General features: G+C 44.4%; 18 protein-coding genes and 1 pseudogene. 13 read left to right on the top strand and 6 right to left on the bottom strand.

The genetic code is table 11. The features are described from left to right. Positions 1-79: 79 nt before the first annotated feature. The 9 genes from AKJ31_RS17705 (at position 80) to AKJ31_RS23065 (ending at position 8,785) form a co-directional block, all read left to right on the top strand. Positions 80-1,216: an iron-containing alcohol dehydrogenase gene (locus AKJ31_RS17705; protein ID WP_053410404.1), complete on the top strand. Its 1,137-nt coding sequence runs from the start codon at positions 80-82 to the stop codon at positions 1,214-1,216. A gap of 9 nt (positions 1,217-1,225) precedes the next feature. Beyond that, positions 1,226-2,101 carry a dihydrodipicolinate synthase family protein gene (locus AKJ31_RS17700; protein WP_053410403.1) on the top strand — a complete coding sequence of 292 codons (876 nt, stop codon included), beginning with the start codon at positions 1,226-1,228 and terminating at the stop codon, positions 2,099-2,101. Between the two features lie 31 nt (positions 2,102-2,132). Next, the gene (locus AKJ31_RS17695) at positions 2,133-3,131 is read left to right on the top strand and encodes a TAXI family TRAP transporter solute-binding subunit (protein WP_053410402.1); all 999 of its coding nucleotides are present in this window, start codon (positions 2,133-2,135) and stop codon (positions 3,129-3,131) included. Positions 3,132-3,247: 116 nt separating this feature from the next. After that, positions 3,248-5,128, top strand: coding sequence for a TRAP transporter permease (locus AKJ31_RS17690; protein WP_053410401.1), 1,881 nt, complete (start codon positions 3,248-3,250; stop codon positions 5,126-5,128). A 77-nt stretch (positions 5,129-5,205) separates the two neighbouring features. Continuing rightward, the gene (locus tag AKJ31_RS17685; RefSeq protein ID WP_053410400.1) at positions 5,206-6,363 is read left to right on the top strand and encodes a sialidase family protein; all 1,158 of its coding nucleotides are present in this window, start codon (positions 5,206-5,208) and stop codon (positions 6,361-6,363) included. 61 nt (positions 6,364-6,424) lie between these two features. Beyond that, a complete protein-coding gene (locus tag AKJ31_RS17680; protein ID WP_053410399.1) occupies positions 6,425-6,901 on the top strand; it encodes a NanQ anomerase/TabA/YiaL family protein in 477 nt (158 codons plus the stop codon). Next, on the top strand, positions 6,898-7,575 hold the full coding sequence (locus tag AKJ31_RS17675; protein ID WP_053410398.1) for an SDR family NAD(P)-dependent oxidoreductase: 678 nt from the start codon (positions 6,898-6,900) through the stop codon (positions 7,573-7,575). The genes AKJ31_RS17680 and AKJ31_RS17675 overlap by 4 nt, the downstream gene beginning before the upstream one ends. 385 nt (positions 7,576-7,960) lie before the next feature. Continuing rightward, the gene (gene cspE, locus AKJ31_RS17670) at positions 7,961-8,170 is read left to right on the top strand and encodes a transcription antiterminator/RNA stability regulator CspE (protein ID WP_053410397.1); all 210 of its coding nucleotides are present in this window, start codon (positions 7,961-7,963) and stop codon (positions 8,168-8,170) included. Between the two features lie 471 nt (positions 8,171-8,641). Next, positions 8,642-8,785, top strand: a complete 144-nt coding sequence (locus AKJ31_RS23065) for an adenosine deaminase (protein WP_157052387.1) — start codon at positions 8,642-8,644, stop codon at positions 8,783-8,785. Between the two features lie 101 nt (positions 8,786-8,886). Here the strand turns inward: AKJ31_RS23065 and AKJ31_RS17665 are convergent, their stop codons facing one another. Then, positions 8,887-9,909 (bottom strand): phospholipase A, encoded by a 1,023-nt coding sequence (locus AKJ31_RS17665; RefSeq protein WP_053410396.1) that lies wholly within the window; start codon positions 9,907-9,909, stop codon positions 8,887-8,889. Positions 9,910-10,028: 119 nt separating this feature from the next. Further along, entirely contained in the window at positions 10,029-10,670 is a 642-nt protein-coding gene (locus AKJ31_RS17660; RefSeq protein WP_053410395.1) for a MarC family protein, read from the bottom strand. A gap of 199 nt (positions 10,671-10,869) precedes the next feature. Here AKJ31_RS17660 and nfsA point away from each other — a divergent pair. Further along, a pseudogene (gene nfsA, locus AKJ31_RS17655) lies at positions 10,870-11,591 on the top strand (oxygen-insensitive NADPH nitroreductase). A gap of 77 nt (positions 11,592-11,668) precedes the next feature. Here the strand turns inward: nfsA and AKJ31_RS17650 are convergent. Then, entirely contained in the window at positions 11,669-12,724 is a 1,056-nt protein-coding gene (locus AKJ31_RS17650) for an Ig-like domain-containing protein (protein WP_053410394.1), read from the bottom strand. Positions 12,725-13,135: 411 nt separating this feature from the next. Between AKJ31_RS17650 and AKJ31_RS17645 the strand changes: the two genes are divergently transcribed. Beyond that, positions 13,136-13,903, top strand: a complete 768-nt coding sequence (locus AKJ31_RS17645; protein ID WP_053410393.1) for a DUF4344 domain-containing metallopeptidase — start codon at positions 13,136-13,138, stop codon at positions 13,901-13,903. A gap of 187 nt (positions 13,904-14,090) precedes the next feature. Here AKJ31_RS17645 and AKJ31_RS17640 read toward each other — a convergent pair whose 3' ends face one another. Continuing rightward, complete coding sequence (locus AKJ31_RS17640; RefSeq protein ID WP_053410392.1) at positions 14,091-14,921, bottom strand: HDOD domain-containing protein; 831 nt, start codon at positions 14,919-14,921, stop codon at positions 14,091-14,093. A 337-nt stretch (positions 14,922-15,258) separates the two neighbouring features. Here AKJ31_RS17640 and AKJ31_RS23060 point away from each other — a divergent pair, with 337 nt between their 5' ends. Then, positions 15,259-15,402 carry a hypothetical protein gene (locus tag AKJ31_RS23060; RefSeq protein WP_157052386.1) on the top strand — a complete coding sequence of 48 codons (144 nt, stop codon included), beginning with the start codon at positions 15,259-15,261 and terminating at the stop codon, positions 15,400-15,402. Positions 15,403-15,460: 58 nt separating this feature from the next. On the opposite strand, the gene AKJ31_RS17635 is transcribed toward AKJ31_RS23060, so the two are convergent. Both AKJ31_RS17635 and AKJ31_RS17630 read right to left on the bottom strand, forming a co-directional pair. Then, entirely contained in the window at positions 15,461-16,084 is a 624-nt protein-coding gene (locus AKJ31_RS17635) for a bifunctional 4-hydroxy-2-oxoglutarate aldolase/2-dehydro-3-deoxy-phosphogluconate aldolase (protein WP_053410391.1), read from the bottom strand. A gap of 137 nt (positions 16,085-16,221) precedes the next feature. Beyond that, positions 16,222-17,178 (bottom strand): LysR family transcriptional regulator, encoded by a 957-nt coding sequence (locus AKJ31_RS17630; RefSeq protein ID WP_053410390.1) that lies wholly within the window; start codon positions 17,176-17,178, stop codon positions 16,222-16,224. A gap of 105 nt (positions 17,179-17,283) precedes the next feature. Between AKJ31_RS17630 and AKJ31_RS17625 the strand changes: the two genes are divergently transcribed. Then, on the top strand, positions 17,284-18,612 hold the full coding sequence (locus AKJ31_RS17625; RefSeq protein ID WP_053410389.1) for an MATE family efflux transporter: 1,329 nt from the start codon (positions 17,284-17,286) through the stop codon (positions 18,610-18,612). The last annotated feature ends 41 nt before the right edge of the window (positions 18,613-18,653 follow it).

The raw sequence follows: 18,653 nt of genomic DNA, 5'->3' as shown, positions 1-18,653 counted from the left end.
TAATTTATAGATTAGGTATAAATATGAACAATCACTGCCATCAATGATTGAATTTAATCAATCAAAGTAAGGAAAGGGAATGAATATTTTTACAACAGTGCTTAGTGGTAACGTCAACCAAGTGTTGCAGGTTCTTTCGGTAGAACAACACATTTTAATCCTGACAGACGCCAACGTGATGAACTTAGAAAAAGTGCAATCATTCGTGTCATTGTTAGAGAGCTCTGGTTACCAATACACACTTATTAGCGATCTACCTGCAGAACCAACCGATAAGGACGTTGAGCAGTTATTAGAGAGAGTACCGAATAGTGTTGAAACGATACTCGGTATTGGTGGAGGAAGCGTTCTAGATATATCAAAACTAGTCGCAGTGCTCTATACAGAGCCTTCAAAACACTTAGAGCGTTTTACCCAGCTACTCAATGGAGAAAAGCCTGAATCTCGCATCCCTTTAGTTTTGGTTCCCACTACAGCGGGGACAGGGGCAGAAGCGACACCCAATGCGATCATTGCAATCCCAGACAAAGCAACCAAGGTGGGTATTATTTCTCCGGTCATGCTACCTGACTATGTTGTCCTCGCACCTGAACTAACAACCTCTATGCCGCCACATATCACCGCTTCGACGGGTATTGATGCGCTCTGTCATCTGATTGAATGTTATACGGCAAGCGTTGCTAACCCAGTTGGTGATAACTATTCGTTAATAGGGATGCAAAAGTTCTTTAGCAACATCGAGGGGGTCGTTTCAAACCCAGAAGATTTGCTGGTTAGGCTAAACTTGTTGTGGGCGTCATATTATGGTGGCGCGGCTATCTCTCATTCGGGAACCCACTTAGTTCACGCGCTTTCTTATCCTCTCGGAGGTAAATACAAAATTCCCCACGGGCTAGCGAATTCTTTGCTTCTCGTACCGGTCATGAAACATATCTACCCTCACTGCGAAACAAAATTGGCTAACGTATATCGTTTACTGCCATCAGCGAATCTTGATTTATCAGATGCACAGATGGCACAAGCTCTTGTGGAATATCTAGAGCAATTAGTGAACAAACTAGGGTTACCTACCTCCTTAAATGAGATAGGAATTCAACGCGACCAATTACCTGAGCTCGCCGCTGCAGCGATGCAAGTGACTCGTTTACTCAATCACTCTCCAGTTCAGGTCACAGAACAAGACGTACTGAAGTTATATCAAAGCATTACTAAATAAGGACAGACTATGACTAGCCGAATTACAGGTCCACATGTTGCGATCGTTACTCCTTTCGATGAACAAGGACAACTGGATGAAGCAGCGCTAAGGGCCCAAGTCCGCAGACAGCTCTCACACGGAAACAAAATTTTCTGTAACGGTACCAATGGCGAGTTTTTTGTTCTTCGCGATGCAGAAAAGCGTCGAGTAACTGAAATTTGCCTCGACGAAGCTCAAGACCGAGATCTGGTTGTGACGCATATCGGTGAGACGACACTCGCTCAAACAATTGCTCATGGTAAAGACGTTGCCGCCATGGGTGTAAAAGCAGTTTCAGTCATCACGCCTTGGTTTTCGGCACTAAGACCTCAAGAGCTAGTGCGTTACTACCAACAAGTCGCTGATGCCGTTCCCGTGCCTGTTTATCTCTACAATATTCCAGCAAGGACCGGAAATACCATTACTCCTGAAATCGCAGCTGAACTTGCGAAGCATTCCAATATTTATGGAATTAAAGACAGCGCAGGATCATGGGAAAGCTTGCAAGGCTTCCTTTCTATTAGCCAACGCATCGAAAACTTCGACGTGCTAACTGGTCCTGATTCCCTAATTCTCACTGGATATCAACAAGGCTGTGTTGGTTGTATATCTGGTATTGCCAATATTGTTCCAGAGTTGGTCAATCAAGTGTATGCCGGCTTTATTAATGACGACATGCAACTCGCTGATCAAGCACAAGAACGAATCAACTACCTGCGTGCGAATCTGTACCCCATTGCATTCGCACCAGCAGTTGTCAAAAAGACGTTGAATTTACTAGGTGAAAAGGTAGGAGAAAGCCGCTACCCAGTACACTTTAGCACCGGAGACGAGGATCAAATCCAGTCTATTTTGAATGGATAATTCTCAATATAAATAAAAAGGATACCCAATAATGTTTAGCAAAAATCTAAAGACTGCCATAAAAACAGCTGCACTGTGTTCATCTATGGTAGTAGGTGTCGCTCAAGCGGCATCTACTGCAAGTATCATCTCTCAGCCTCCGGGTAACGGTTGGTACACCTATGGCACCACCTTTTCTCAGCTCATTCCAAAGGCAACGAATGACGAGTACAAGATTAAATTGATTCCTCGCGGGGGCGGTATGACTAACCCAGTGGTAGTGAATCAGGAGAAAGCGGATTTCGGTTTCGCAACTTCCAATGCTGCAGTATGGGCTCGCGACGGACTGACCGACATTTATAAAGGCCGCACCAATAAAGAACTGAGAATGGTTCTAGACAACGTCCAACAAGCCTACACTATCACCGTTGCACGAAAAGCTTGGGTTGAGCAGACTGGGAATGACACCTGGGAGAAGATCATCAATGCCGATAAAGTCATTATTGCGATGAAACCAACTGGCTCTCAGGTACCTATTATTGCGGATTACGTATTCAAGTCGTTGGGCACAGACTTCAATACCCTTAAAGAGCAAGGCAAGATCGTGCAAATGGGTAGTGGTCAAGCAAGCCAGATGATGCGAGACAACGCTATCGACGTATACATCGATAACGTACCAGCAATGCACCCTAACTTAACTGAAATGACGTTAACCAGTGATGTCACTTACATCCCATATCCTCAAAAAACTTTAGATGAACTGGCGAAAGTTGGCTTGCCTACCGGAACAATGCCAGCAAAAACTTACGATGGTCAAAGTGAAGATTATGTAAACCCAGTAAGTGCTACTGTTTTCTTAACTAACTCGAAAGTCAGTGATGACGTGGTTTACAACGTGACAAAAGCGTTGGTTGAAAATCAAGACGACATCAAAAAAGCACACTCTCCTCTTAAATTTTGGCACCCAGAAACCATTGGTTCTCAAGAAGAGTTAGTTGAGCTACACCCAGGCGCAGCAAAATACTACCGTGAGCAAGGTTGGATCAAATAAGCCTAAGCCAATTAGTTAGTACCAACAGGGTGCATATATAAGGCTCTCGCTATATGCACCCTTCCCTTGACCAAATATAGAACACACTTATTTGGCTTGGTAAGTAGGATATCTTTATGAAATATCGTCACTTAATGAATGCACTAGCAGCGACTATCGGAATAGTTTACCTGCTATTTTTGCTTCGACAGTTCTTTTTTCCACTATCACCACTCACGGCAGCTAGTATCCACGTTTATATGGCAACAGCACTTGTATTGTGCTTCCAACCTTTAGAGTTTAAGAATCGTTCTTTGCTCTACATAGGAAGAGTCATTAACTTAATCTTCGTCGGTTTAACTCTGTCGGTGGTGTATCACTACTACACTTCAATCCCAAGGCTTGAAACCCGCTTAGAAATGATTGATGACGTGCTTTGGTCAGATAAGTATGCCTTCATTGTTGGACTTCTTATGCTTTTTGAAGCAGTCAGACGTTCTGTCGGTTTCTCGTTGCTCTCTGTCGTCATTGTTTTCGTCGTCTACGGTTTCTTCGGGCCTTATTTCCCAGGTTGGACCGCTTTTGAGGGCTTCAGTCTAGATACCATGACCGAACTAATCAGCATGCAAGCAGATGGATTGTTTGGTATTACGGCGAGCACAGCCATTAACTTTGTCTTCTTCTTCGTCATGTTTGGCAGCGTGTTCACTATGACAGGTGGCGGCAGCGTGTTCATCGACCTTGCGATGAAAGCCACCGCATCTCTTACTGGTGGCGCTGCTAAAATGTCACTCTTGGGCTCGGCGCTCTTTGGTATGGTTAGTGGTTCAGCGGTTGCTAACACTACATCTACAGGTGTATTGACTATCCCAATCATGAAGCGCTCCGGTTACAGTAAAGAGCAAGCTGCAGCTACCGAGGCTATCGCATCAACAGGTGGCCAGCTGATGCCACCAATCATGGGTATTGCAGCATTTGTTATGGCTGACATGCTGGGCATACCCTATGCTGATATCGCAGCAGCGGGTATCATCCCTGCAACAGCGTTTTACTTTGCTCTATTTGTAATTATCGATTTAAGAGCACGTAAAACAGGCACAGGTAATATCTCTAAAGAAGACCTGCAATTTGAACCTATCTTGCCACGCATCCACTTGCTGATTTCTCCGGCGTTTTTAGTGATCGCTCTTATATCAGGATACTCTGCGCCTTACGCTGCGTTTATCGGGACCGTTTTCGCACTGATTGCACCACTGTTTAGAAAAAACACGCGTTATAGCTACAAAATCATCTATCCAATGCTAATGGATGTCGCTAAACAGATGTCTTGGGTTTCTGTTCCTTTGGCCTCTGTCGGTATCATCATGGTGCTAGCGACTCAGTCTAACTTGGCGTTCAAGTTTGTCGAGATATTGAGCTCTGTTGGAGAGAACAATCTTTATCTTTCGCTCGTTATGGTTATTGTTGGCTGTATCATCATGGGCATGGGGCTACCAACAGTAGCGGCATACATTATCGGCTCAATCATATTTGCACCGGCCATGATCTCAATGGGTGTTGATGTCTTGGCAGCCAACATGTTCATCATGTACTACTGCGTGCTATCGATGGTTACACCTCCAGTAGCGCTATGTGCTTACGCCGCTTCGGCCATCGGACACAGTGATTCATCTAAAACTGGATTTATCGCGTTCTCGTATGCACTTGTTATCTTCTTGGTTCCATTCAGCTTCATTACCGACCCAGTTGTACTTTGGAAGGGTGCTTGGTACCTAATCTTAGTCGCATTCTTAGGCATGTTAATGGCGACATTCTGTTGGGCCGTTTTCTTACAAGGCTGGTTGAAGAAAAAGCTCAACTTAGTGGAAAGGTTGCTCTTCTTAGTCGCTAGTTTAGGAATTGTATTGGATAACTCCGCCACACCATTATGGTTCCTATTCATCTCAATGGCTGGGGTATTGATTTTCTGGTGTTGGAAGTCTTCGCCAAACAAAATTTCAAATATTTCAGCGGCGTAAATAATAAACTGTAGCCCACATTAGGTGGGCTATATCTCACAACGTTTTAATACGATTCAATTTATGGAGTCGAATCAATGAATCAAGAAACTGTTACTGTCGAACGTGACGGAAAACTAATCACTGAAAACCGAGCTGTTCCATACATTAGTGCCATGTTGCCTTCAGATTACCCTCAAAATCATGCCGCTAATTTGCTCGTATTGCCAAACGGTGACCTACTCTGCACTTGGTTTGCTGGCACTCAAGAAGGTGTCGCGGACATTTCCATTTTATGCTCACGTTTACGCAAAGGTGCGCAAACATGGGACGCAGCAATCAAACTATCCGATGACCCAGAACGTTCTGAACAAAACCCTGTGCTCTTTTTAGACCCAGACAATACCTTATGGTTAATGTGGACAGCTCAAGTGTCTGGAAATCAAGATACCGCTATTGTGCGCTGCCGAAAATCTTTTGATTTTGGTGAAACATGGCATGAAATTGAGGTACTGATTGACAAACCAGGTACATTCATTCGCCAACCTGTCGTTGTCTTACCCAATGGAAATTGGTTGCTACCTATCTTTAACTGCACCGTTAAACCAGGTGAAAAATGGGTCGGAAACTACGACACAAGCAGCGTAAAGATTTCAGAAGATAAAGGTAAAACATGGCGGGATGTTGACGTACCAAACAGCTTGGGGTGCGTTCATATGTGTGTTTCTCCACTAAAAAGCGGAGCACTAATCGCTGTTTATCGCAGCCGCTGGGCGGATAACATTTATAAAAGTTATTCCTATGACAATGGTGAAACATGGAGTGAGCCAACAGCAACACCATTACCAAATAACAATTCTTCCATACAGCTAACCACTCTAAATAACGGTGGTTTAGCTATGGTGTTCAATAACATGAGTGCAGAAGGCGCAACTGATCGTCGTAGCTCACTCTACGATGAAATTGATGATGGTAGTGACGCTAAAGAACCGGAAATTGTTGATGGAAAAAGTGCGTTCTGGGGAGCGCCACGTGCGCCGATGACACTTGCAATATCAAAAGATGATGGAGAAAGCTGGTCGATCGTTGCCAACCTTGATGAAGGTGACGGCTTCTGCATGACAAACAACTCTCAAGAAAAGCTCAATCGAGAGTTTTCTTACCCAAGCATCACCCAATCTGAAGATGGCGTAATTCATGTGGCATACACCTACTTCCGACAAGCAATCAAGTATGTGCGCATCAACAATCTTTAACTAAGTAAACCATTGCGAGTGGCCTCTGTTTAGAGGCTACTCGTTGATAAGGAATATGATCATGCTTTGTGGAAACTTATCTTCGTTAAACACCTGTGGCTTACCCAAGGGTTTAAGAGCCATTCTAGATAATACTCAATGTACATATGATGCTCTAAAAAATGCAGATGATGGAAAGTTACAACTCGAACACCAAGAGTGGTTTTGTAACATTGGTTTGGCAAATACTGAAGAAACACCTCTTCGTCAGACAGAGTTCCACCGACTCTATGCCGACATCCAAGTTGTCTTAGAAGGTGAAGAGATTATCAATTACGGTGTCGTCAACTGTACTGATGAACCCGCGATAGAAAAGAAACCCGATCTCTATATACTATCCTCGCCTATCCTATCTCAATCAGTACACTTAAAACCCGGCGATTTTGCCGTGTTCATGCCAGGGGAAGCACATCAAGCCTTATGTGCGGTATCCGTACCAACTCAAATTCGAAAAGCGGTATTTAAAGTGCCACTATCGTTCTTTAAGGACAGCTTATGACACGTCACGCAGTTGTCACCGGGGTGAGTTCCGGTATAGGTCAAGCGATCTCCGAATTACTGTTATCTCATGGTTGGAAAGTGACAGGATTGAGTCGAACTAAGGTTGAACATGAGAACCCAAATTTCACGAGTCACAGTGTTGACCTATACAACCAAGAACAACTAACAGATTGCTTAAATAAGCTCACTAATGTCGATACAGTTATCCATGCTGCGGGCAAAATGCTCGCAGCTCCTTTGGGACAAATTGATACTGTAGAAAGCCACTCCATATGGCACCTACACGTTTCTGTCGCAGAAATACTTGCCAATCATTTTGCCTCCCAGTTACCTCAAGGTGGACGAATTATTGTCATTGGCAGTCGAACATCTAAAGGCGTCGCTGGACGGTCTCAATACGTCGCAACTAAGTCGGCTCTTTTCGGCATGGTTCGTAGTTGGGCAGCAGAGCTTGCGCCAAGAGGCATAACAGCAAATATAATCGCGCCAGGTGCAACAGAAACGCCAATGCTTCTTGATCCTAACCGACAATCCTCATCACCAAAACTTCCACCGATTGGCCGATACATTTCTCCAAATGAAGTTGCTGAATATGTGAGATTTATTCTTTCTCCAGCCGCAGATGCGGTGACGGGTCAAGAATTAGTTGTTTGCGGTGGAGCTTCACTATAAGCAAACTTTTGGAGAAGCATAGGGTTTATCCGGCTGTGGTTAAGAGAGACAACTCACCCGCGAAGCACTCTGGGTGAAAAGAGGGACGCGATTCGACGCCAACACAAGTAGAAGAGCTACTAATCGCCGTCGTCTTTGTTTCTGCATTACACATGTTTATTACTAATTATTGTAAAAAAACGAAAATAACTCTGGTGATTATCGAAACAACGTGTATAGTGTTCCTAGCTCTTACAAACGAGCTATGTATGTAAAACAAGTAAAAGTCTTCTCTCAGTTACCTTTCGATACCTTTCGTTTAGCTCCTGCGACTGCTTCTCTTCATAATCCATAAATAGCTTTTGTTATCAGCTTCAATTTAAATTTTATTTATATAGAGGTATCTATGTCTAAAACAACTGGTTCAGTAAAATGGTTCAACGAAACTAAAGGTTTCGGTTTCATCACTCAAGACAACGGCGGCGCTGACGTGTTTGTACACTTCAACTCAATCGTTTCTGAAGGCTTCAAAACTCTTGCTGAAGGCCAAAAAGTTAGCTTCGACGTTGAGCAGGGCAAAAAAGGCCCACAAGCTGCTAACGTAACTGCGCTTTAAGATATTCTGGTGTGGTGAGCTTTCACCACACCAACTTCCCCCTTCTCCCCTTTTAGTTTCTCTACCCTTACTCAACTACCTAACACTTTTCATTTAGCCACCTCCTCTCACGGCTGCTTTTACACATCCATAGGAAAATTATGTCCAGAAGAACAACACGCCAACGACATTGGTATCAATTACTGCGCGATAAAGACGCACAACAAAAAAAGGAAGCAAATGTATAGAATAGATTTCGACTTATCACAGCAAAACACGCAATGGTCTTCACAAATAAACCAACTAAATAGCGATATATTAAAACGCCACATTCACCCCAGAATCACAACAAATAACTCTGCTATTCACTTTAGTTTTTGCGATAAAAGCAACCAAGGTGATATATTGACTGACGAAGGAACTAAATTAGGAACATTTAAGATCTATTAAGCCTAATATTTATTTTTTTATCCAATCAGAAGGCAGGGAAATATGAGCAAAAAAACTCAGCAAGAGACGGCAAGAAGCCCAAAGAAAAAAGCTCAAGAGCCAAAGGCGCCAACGGCTCATGAGACAAGAAAGAAGATTGAAGATATCTTAGCTCAAAGAGAGTTTGATAAATTATACGAACTCTAATCCGGTAAATATTTCATCAAACTCAGCGGTCATTAAACTGGTTTATGTACGAATTAAAATAATATTTACGCCACCGATATTATTTTAATTACTGCGATAAATTACAGTACACCGTTAATTGCAACACCAATACCGATACGTTGCTGGTTGTGGTTGTAGTCAATTAAGCTCTTACCATATCCAGTCGAGTATTGCGCGTAGCCTCGAAGTTTTCCCCAAATCGGGAATAATACACCGACCTCTGCATAGCCTTTATGCGTTTTGAAATTCTCTCGCCCGACAAATGTAAACTCATACTCATCCCATTTGTAAGCACTGGTCAGTTCAAAGTGTCCCATATAATCTTCAATATCTGGGTTATCATCACCACTTGGATCATCTGGTGAGGTTTTGTCATCTTCAGGTATGCGCCACCAAGGCTGTACCGCAATCGCAAAGTTGTCTTTCGCGAAGGTCAAGTTGGCATACACTCGATTCCAGCTACGCGATAAGTCTTGTCTCTGACCATTGGATTCATGTTCAATACCAAAACCCAGCCAAGTCGAACCATCAAACGGTTGCCAGTCGGTTGGCGTGTAATAAAAGAACTCGGGACGATAGTTAGTCTCACGGAATGGTCGCGAAGCGGCACCGGTATACACCTGCCAGAATGATTTGAGCGTCATGCCGAAGAACAAGCCATCGCCATCAAACAACAAATCGTCGTAGTTTAACGGGACTTTAAAACTGATCTGGAACTCTGCCTCTTCTTTGCGCAGTTCATCGCCATATTGGGTTTCAGCGTAAGCGCGTTTGTTGGCACGGTCGCTATATGTAAACGGCAGAATGTAGTTAACGCGATGCGCCACCAAACTAAAAGGTTCAAATGCGGTTTGTTTTTCTGACTCCAAACGTTTGTTGACCAAGTTCTCTTCCACCGTCTCTGGATTAGCGACGGGATCGACGGGCTTTGTTTGAGTCACCGCTTCCAGTTCACATTGCTGACGGATCTCTTGTATGGTTTCGCTACCACTGCTCTGTTCAATCGCTTTGAGCAAACACAAATCTCTAGCACTTACGTCTTCAGCCATTGTCATCGGAGCCGTTAACAGCCCCAATACTGATATGCTAGACACTTTCCACATACTTAGTTCCCTTATTTCTTCTTGTTAAGAACGCTGCAATTTTACTTTGGCTTGAATATCGAGTTTGCAATTGTAATGTTAACGTACCGTTAATTCCATTCAGTAGACATCAAATTCGCTTAGAAAAAACCTGTCTTGATCGCTTCTGCGATACCTTCGAGTAACATTTGCACGCCAATGACCGCTAGAATCAACCCCATCATTTTTGTCACCACGCTCAACGCACTCGGGCCAACCGCTTTAACAATCCTATCGCCAAATAAGAACAGCAAGTAAGTGACAATGCACAGCACACCGAATGAAACGATGGTAACAAGAGTTTCGTTAAATCCGCCGGTGGTAGCGAAGTTCATCGCGGTCGCGATTGTTCCTGGCCCCGCTAAGATTGGCATTGCAAGTGGCGAAACCGCGATACTGAGCGCTGCTTTTTGTTGCGCCGGTGATTTTGCTTTCTCTTTAGTTTGCTGATGGCTGGTATCGCCAAATAACATATGAAAGCCAATCAAAAATACTAAGATCCCGCCCGTCACTCGCAATGCATAAAGAGTGATGCCAAACAGTGAAAAGATAAGTTTCCCCGAGATAGCGACGACCGCGACGATAATAAAGGCGATAAGTACAGAGCGAAATGCAATTGAGCGTACCGTTTCTCTGTCTTCGTCGGCGGTCAAACTCAAGAAAATCGGCGTATTGGCGATCGGATTCATGATAGCGAAGAACCCCATAAACACCGTGACAGTGTGAATAATTAGTTCTTTCATATTGTTGCCCACTCGGCTGTTGCTGGTTCTTAGAAGTGTATACCTATGCTGAAGACTAAGTGGTGGCTGGCGGCTTATTTACGGCAACTATGCAAACTAAATTTGACAATTATTGCTTTTGAGATGGTTTACCCTACCCGAAAATGCCGTTATGGTGAGGCGTTACATTAAGATAACAATAAGAAGGATTTCAGTCGTCATGAACAGTACGATCCAAACCATGTTAGGTCACCGTTCCATTCGTAAATTTACCGCTCAACCTATCGACAAAGAACAACTAGATACTATTTTGCAGGCAGGCCTTGCCGCATCGTCATCCAGTATGCTGCAAGTTGTATCGGTCATTCGAGTCACCGACAAAGAGAAGCGTCAGCAACTAGCCAAGTATGCAGGCAACCAAGCGTATGTGGACTCTGCTGCTGAGTTTTTGGTGTTCTGCATTGATTATCAGCGCCACGCAACCATCAACCCACAGGTACAAGCCGACTTCACTGAGCTGACACTCATTGGCGCCGTTGATTCTGGCATTATGGCGCAAAACTGCCTGCTCGCCGCGGAGTCTATGGGACTCGGTGGTGTATACATTGGTGGCTTACGTAATAATGCCCAACACGTAGACGAACTGCTAGGACTACCACAAAACACTGCGGTACTGTTTGGGATGTGCCTTGGTCACCCAGACCAAGACCCGGAAGTGAAACCTCGCTTACCAGCGCACGTGGTTGTCCATGAAAACCAATACCAAGAGCTCGACCTTGACGATATCAAGCGTTACGACCAGACCATGCACGACTACTACGCAAACCGTTCAAGTAACCAAAAGCAAAGTACTTGGTCTCAGGAAGTCACAACAAAATTGGCGGGGAATCTCGACCACATATTTTGCCTTATCTAAACAGTAAAGGATTGTTGAAGCGTTAGTCACAAGCGATGTTGAGCTATACATAGCACTCAGCCAGCCCGATAGTCATCGGGCTGTTTCGTTTTCAAACAAGAAGTTATGCAGCGACCGACACGCAAGACGCGTAGACCGTGCGGTTTGGGAAGTCGGCAAGAGTAAAGCCATCATAAAGGCCAACATTGTAATATTTAGAACCGTTGGCGGTGTTCGACCAGTAAACCCGGCTGGCAGGCCAACCTTGAGCTAAATACATATGCCCAAACTCTCCGTATAGCTCTTGCAGTAACTCATTGCGAGACGCTAAACGCCAGTTGCTCCGACCTTCATATTGATTTGATGCCAGATACTTGCACCATTTGACCGCATTCGAGTGAGTAAAAACGGCAAACTCTCCTTCGGGCCCATCAATCCCCTCCTCACTATAAGTAGAGTCATATTGGCTGTAAGCCAAAGAAGTCAGCAACACCTCACTAGGAGAAGAGGTAAATCGCTTGCCTTGCTTATCGACCTCGCTTAAGCATTCGTCCTGTAGCTGACAGATTTTGCTAGTTGTTGGTTCACTAACAATACCTTCAACCGTTGCCGTGATGACTGCCTCTCCATCATCCAATGCTGTCAGCAGACCAGACGCGTCAATCGTCGCTGCCGCTTCGTTGTCACTGTGCCATTCGACCGATGCGCTAATCTCAGCCGTTGTCTCGTCATCGTAAATACCAAGCGCACTCAACTGGCGCTGTTTACCTTGAATAAGTGATAAGTAAGGCGGTGAGATTTGGATTTCGCTCAGTTGCGCAGGTAAAACCGTCAACGTCACTTCATTGCTGGTAATCCCATTTACATGAGCGGTAATCGTCGCTGAACCTGTTTCAAAACCAGTTGCAATGCCTTTAGAATCGACGGTAACTGAATCAGTGTCTGAGCTACGCCACTCTACTTCACTGGAAATATCGATAACATTCCCGCCACTCGTTGTTCCATTCGCTGTTAATTGCACACTCTCGCTTTTGGCAATATCTGCTTTTGGTGCGGTAATTTCGATTGTTGTGACATCACGAATCGATAACGGAGCATCTGTTTGATTCTCGGTGTTACAGGCAGAGATAAACGGTGCAGATACAATCGCGACCAAAAATTTATACAAAAGCTTGTTCATTGCTAACTGTTCCTTTTAAAGGACGGATGACTAAATCGCTATTCTCGTCTAGCCAAGTTCCTCGTTCAGAAGTTGACCAGACGCTAAATGCTTGAATCTTTATGTAATTAAAATGGACACACAATAAACTCATTGCCTACACCACCGATAAAGTACGCTATAACAACAGGTTAAACGTCTGACTATTTAAAGCGGAGGAGCGATAAGAGGTTTAAAGTATGACGATTGGGAATCTAGCGAATGAACAAAACGACAAACAGAACACAACTGAATATTAAAAATATGAATGACATGCAGTAAATAGCTTAAGGACACCAAGAGCTGAGAGGACTCATTCTCTTGCTTGCAAGAGAAGCAGATACAGCCGAAACTAACGTCAGATGAGCATCAGGTATTCAGGACGAGGAAAGCATGAAAAACGTAACAGCGCTACTTATCTTCTTCGCATGTGTAGGGCAAGCCGCTGCGAAAGGCGGTATAACGATAGAAATGCAGCCGCCGCAAACAACTCAAGAAAAGCAGGCGGCGTCGATAATTAAAGGAAGTGAGATAAATCAGACTTTTACAGAATTATCGAATCAGTACTTCCCTTTCAATCGGACGTTACGTGTTCAGTATGGTAGCTCTGATGGTCCATACTATGACCCAGAAAGTCACGCTATCCACATCCCTTACAGCTTTTATCTCGAATCCCATGATTACTTCTCGAAACATGGCTACGAAGAGAAATACGGTAAATCCGCAGAAGATGGCGCGACCGACACTCTTCTGCATACATTGCTTCACGAAGCAGGTCATGCATACGTAGAAGACCAGAACATTCCTGTGCTGGGTAAAGAAGAGGATGCGGTAGATAACTTCGCGACCATTATTCTATTGAACTATATCGAAAACGGAGATGACGTGGCGATCAGCGCCGCCGACATGTTTGCCTTTGAATCACAGTCTGAAGAATTACCAAATTACTACGAGATGGGCGACTACGCCGACGAGCACAGTTTTGATTTACAACGCTATTTTTCCACGCTCTGCTTAGTGTACGGCAGCAACCCTGAAAAATATCAATACCTACTGGATGAAGTTGAAGACGATTACCTAGAAAACAGAAAAGACTTTTGCGTGAGTAATTTCGATCTTATCAACGAAAACTGGCATCAATACCTGTCGGTGAAGCAGTAACGCGATCATGCCATCATGAAGTTCTAAGCTCTTGAAGAAAAAGAAGAGAGCTCCTTGTGTTTATTACGGATTAAGTATCTCTCGCAAGCTGAGGACTTCTCTTCTTTTTACATTTTTGGGTATATGTTATCTAAACAAATAGATTTTGTGGTTAGACGCATTACTTCCCTGATTTTATTCAACAAACTTACGCGGCTATCATTTGAGAAGCAAGTTCACGTCCAGTACCTCGATATTTGTCGATTATTTCCGAAAACTGACTAGAGAGACATAAAAGTCTTGAGTCTGGGTGTTCAGATAAGTAAATGGCTTTTAACGCATTGTCACCCAGAGCATCCCAATCTTGATGAATGGCGCGAGCCAAATGTATCGTCGTCGCCAGCGTAGGAGAAATATCAGCTTCCCTTGGTTCATTATAATGCTCTATAGCGTCTATCATCTCATCAGGAAATTTCCAAGCACGCGCCAGTTTCGCACCAAGAGAAGGCGCTGAAATATCCAATATTTCTTCTTGCGTTGCTATTGGATCGGCTCCTTTCTCGACACGTCGCGTAATCTCTTCCGCTTCTTCTGGCACTAAAGCATGAATCATTAACTCACCAATATTATGCAGAAGACCAGCGGTGAAAACCTCATTTTCATCCAACCCTGAAGCTGAGGCGAGCTTACTCGAAATTACTGAAACTTCAAAAGTGTCCTCCCAATATCGATTCATGTCTAACGTTTTGATTTTCGGAAATGCACTTGATAATACAGAAGCGACAACCAAAGTTTTGACAGGCCCGGTACCCACTCGTAACAGAGCGTCATTCACCGACGAGATAGTTTTACTTCCACCAAAATAGGCAGAGTTAGCCATTCTTAATAACCTAGCACTTAACACTTGATCCATAGCGATTTTTTCAGAAATCTGTTCGAAGCTAACTTCATCCTGATTAACCATATCAAGCAATTCTTGTAATACTTTTTGTATGCGTGGTAGTTCATTAAGGCGCAATATCAACGATGATTGACTCATAGGGGTTCTCCTTTCCATGAATACCTTATAAACCATGATACTAGGGTTTGTAGCCGCGACTCCGCTGATTCCAACGAAGGGAACCGATGATTCGCTACTGAGTTAACTATAGATTGCATTTTTTTACTGATACAAAAGTTTATTAAATAACTCGATAACTAACGTCAGGTCATACCTTTTGGCGATTGTATGACTTGCTGATAAGAAATGCTGGCCAAAGTTACGATGCTGGGGAAGATGGCCATCAATTTACAATCAGTCGTGCGTCTAATGGCTAATTTAGCTTCACCCATTAGGCGACAGCGCTACAACAAGATATATCTAACGTGAGGAAAGCATGAAAAGCGTTACAGCGATACTTATCTTCTTCGCTTGTATCGGGCAAGCCGCTGCGAAAGGCGGTATAACGATAGAAATGCAGCCGCCGCAAACAACTCAAGAACTATTCGTGGGCGCCGACCTGCGCCCACTTCAACATTAAAAAATCGAGCAATCTCTGTTAGCTAACTTTGAAAAAGTGGAGCCGTAAAACAGAGCGATTAGGCAATCACACCTGCTACTTCGCGAACGAGCTTTGCTAACTCATCCCACTGCTCATTATCAATCAACTCTCCCGGAACCATCCAAGTACCGCCACACGCTACAACGGAGGAAACCGCCAAGTAGTCTTTTACGTTACTTGGTGATACGCCGCCTGTTGGCATAAATTTCACTGGGTAAACCGCAGTTAGCGCTTTAAGCATGGCTACCCCACCCGATGGCTCGGCTGGGAAGAACTTTAACGTAGATAATCCTAATTCCATTGCTTGTTCAACAAGGCTTGGATTGTTCACGCCTGGGATAATTGGAACGTGTCTTTGCTGGCAGTACTTCACCGTTGTAGGATTCAAGCCTGGACTGACGACAAAATCGACGCCAGCGTAGATTGCTTGGTCAACTTGCTCGGTTGTGAGCACCGTCCCTGCACCAATAAGCATGTCAGGGAACGCGTCTCGAATGTTCTTTATCGATTGCAATGCGGCTTCAGTGCGAAAAGTAATCTCTGCGCATGGTAGACCGTTATCAATCAGCACTTGTGCCAATTTCACCGCTTTGTTGGCATCCTTAATCGCGATAACAGGTACGACTTGGATTTCGGATAACAATTTATCTAGGTCTTTCATTTTTATTCCTTTATATAGAGCGCTGTTCTCGTTCGCGTAAAGGAAACGTTAACAGAACAAGTGGTAAGGCTCAAAGTTGCCAGCAGTTTACGAATGGTAATTCGCTGATATAAGACGGATGGCTCGTGTTAGCTGAGTTAACGCAGCGCCACTTCTTGGTGGCTCCAATCAAATTTGTCGCACAAGCGTTCCAACTCGTGTAACTCGGCTTCTGTTTGATTGATTAACCAACTGAGTAACTCATCAGTAATCGCTGAGCGCCGTTTTTGATAGCAATAGTACTGCCACTCACTGTGCTGCAGTGCGGTGTTGTTTGGACACTTAAGGAACTGACGCTTAATTTCAGGCAGAACCAATAACAAATCCGTGACTGTCACACCCTGCCCCGCCAAACACGCACTTAACGCCATATCCAGACTATAAAAGACCGTATCACGACCTTTCTTTACTCCTTTTATACCCGAGGTTTTTAGCCACAACTTCCAATCTTGATGATCGAGCGTAGCGTGCAAATGTGGCAAATTGAGGACATCTTGCAGTTGAATCTCATTGCTTGAGAGCAGCTCTGAATACACCGGAGCCATGTATTCATGTCGTAGAAAAGTCACCCCTGGTTTGCCGATATACCGCTCACCTTTGCAGGTGTTGATGATCAGCAAATCGCAATCTTCAGACTCCAACACAGGGTCCTCTTCAATAGAAGGAATGATAACAATCTCGTGCTCGGGATACTTTTCATTTAACCAAAGTACCTTGGGCAGCAGTACACGTGTGGCGTAACTCAGTGCACTTTTTATCACGATGCGGCTCTTACTCGGCATATGCCACTGTGCCACTAGCGACTCGAGGTTGGTGTAATTTTTCCTGAGTACCTCGTAGAGATCTTTGCCTCTTTCCGTCAGCTCAATGGCTCTATGTTTTCGCATAACCAGAGGTGAACCAAGTTCGTCTTCGAGTTGTTTTATTTGTCGGCTAACCGCACTCTGTGTCACGTTTAGCTCTTGCGACGCTTTAGTAAAGCTCATAAGGCGCGCGACAGATTCAAATACTTTTAACGCGTTGTGCGAATATGGCAAATGAGGATAAGGAGACATAGTTGATTACGCATAACTTTAGATCATGCTAGATTGGCATAAATGTCATTTGAACACCAGACGATTAGCCTTTACCTTTATGTGATAACGATCACGAGGCTAACAATGAAAAAAATCCTAGCTCTGGCATTTCCGCTTATCATTTCACAACTCATCGCAATGGCATTGGTGCTGACTGATGTTTGGATGATGTCACGACTTAGCGTATCTGCAATTGCTGCCGGTGGATTGGGCGCATCAGTCTTTTCATTTATCTTTATTATTGCCAGCAGCACCGTAAGCTGTGTGGCCAACTTGATCGCGATCGCTTACGGTCAACGTATCGCTAGACCAGAATTTGGCAACCAACAGATTCGCTTAGCGGTAAAAGGCGCTGTCATGTTATCGGTATTCTTGAGCGTTATTCTGACGTTCAGTTTTGCGTTTGTACCAGAGTTGCTTGCGCTAGCAGGTCAGCCATCTGAGTTGGCGGCGCCAGCGATGCAATACGTTGATACGTTAAAATGGGCGATGCTGCCTTCATTGTTACTCCTTGTATTGCGTGGATTAACCAGTGCGTTTGGCAATGTTCGCTCGATCATGGTGATGTCATTAATGACCGTCACGCTTAACGTTCCAATTAGCTACGTACTCGCATTCGAGCTGGATCTTGGTTTGGCTGGTTTAGGCGCAGGTACGTCAATGGCGGCATTGATTGTGATGCTAGGTTACGGTGCTTGGGTATTTAAGCGTCCTCAATATAAATCTTTTGCTCCGTGGTTAAACATAGAGGATTACTCTCTCAAACTGATGAATCCTCTTCTGGCAATGGGTTTACCGATCGCACTTGCGGCTTTGCTAGAACACGGTTTGATTTATGGTGGCACCTTAATGGCAGGAACGATTGGCGTGGCCGCGCTCGCATTACATCAGATCCTACTGCAGTGCCTGAGCTTTACCTGGAACATCAACTTTGGCTTTGCTCAAGCCGCCGCCATCCTAGTAGGACAGGATTTCGGTGCCGATGACTACGAAGGTATCAAACGCACATCGATTCGCAGCTTTGCTCTGACTTCTGTCTTGAGCATCGTACTAGCGGGCGGATTTATGCTCTGGCCTGAGTTGATCGCGGGTATGTTTAACCTAGACGCCGAGCTGACCAAATTACTTATCGCGGTTCTTTGGGTTGTCGCGCTGTCATTTATTGTCGACGCTTGGCAGTTACTCGCCATTAACCTATTGCGCGGCATGAAAATCGTCGTGACACCAACGATTATGACAGCGATTGGCTACTGGTTGTTTGGCTTACCTGCAGCTTGGTTGCTCATGCAAAAGTTTGGTTTAGGCGGTATCTGGGCGGGTATCGGCATCGGGCTCGGCGTTACTGGCATTTTGCTACTTGCCCAATTACTTGCCTCACTTAACCGCTCGATGCAAGTTCGCTTGGCACATTAACATCGCTATGCCTGCCCCATCAAAAGCAAAAAAACCCGCAT

Source organism: Vibrio hepatarius, from assembly GCF_001274785.1.
Taxonomy (GTDB): domain Bacteria; phylum Pseudomonadota; class Gammaproteobacteria; order Enterobacterales; family Vibrionaceae; genus Vibrio; species Vibrio hepatarius.
This window is presented reverse-complemented; position numbering and strand designations above follow the sequence as displayed.